General features: G+C 47.5%; 1 pseudogene. It reads left to right on the top strand.

The window, feature by feature from the left end:
• Positions 1-812: pseudogene (locus A3735_RS27925) on the top strand (DNA polymerase III subunit alpha); the annotation flags it as partial.

The following is an 812-nucleotide window of genomic DNA, read 5'->3' as shown; positions in this document are numbered from 1 at the left end:
ATTACGGCAGGGATGCGGTATCGCAGATTATTACCTTTGGTACGATGGCAGCAAAGGCTGTGGTGCGAGATGTTGCGCGTGTGCAGGGTAAATCTTACGGTTTGGCTGACCGGCTTTCGAAGATGATTCCTTTCGAAATCGGCATGACTTTGTCAAAGGCGATTGAGCAGGAACCGACCTTAAAAACTTTTCTTGATGAAGACGAAGAAGCCCAGGAGATCTGGGAAATGGCTGTCTGTCTAGAAGGGATTACGCGTAACGTCGGTAAGCACGCCGGTGGTGTTGTTATCGCACCGACTAAACTGACAGACTTTGCTGCACTTTATTGTGATGAAGAAGGCGGTGGNCTGGTTACCCAGTTCGATAAAAATGATGTTGAAGATGCAGGCCTGGTTAAGTTCGACTTCTTGGGGCTTCGTACTCTAACTATCGTTGACTGGGCTTTGAAGATGATTAACCCTCGCTTGGCAGCGAAAGGTAAAGAGCCTATTAATATTGACCATATCCCACTGGATGATAGGCCCTCTTTTGAATTGCTGAAGTCAGCAGAAACAACGGCGGTATTCCAGCTGGAATCCCGTGGTATGAAAGACTTGATTCGTCGACTTCAGCCAGACAACCTTGAAGATATGATCGCACTGGTTGCACTATTTAGACCGGGGCCTTTGGAGTCAGGCATGGTTGATGACTTTATCAACCGTAAGCATGGGCGGGCAGAAGTAGCCTATCCTCATCCTGACTTTCAGCATGAGAGTCTGAAAGGCATTCTAGAACCGACTTACGGTGTTATTGTCTATCAGGAACAGGTTATG

Source organism: Oleiphilus sp. HI0061 (assembly GCF_001635675.1).
Note: the sequence above shows the minus strand (reverse complement) of the source record. Positions and strands in the feature narration are given on the sequence as shown.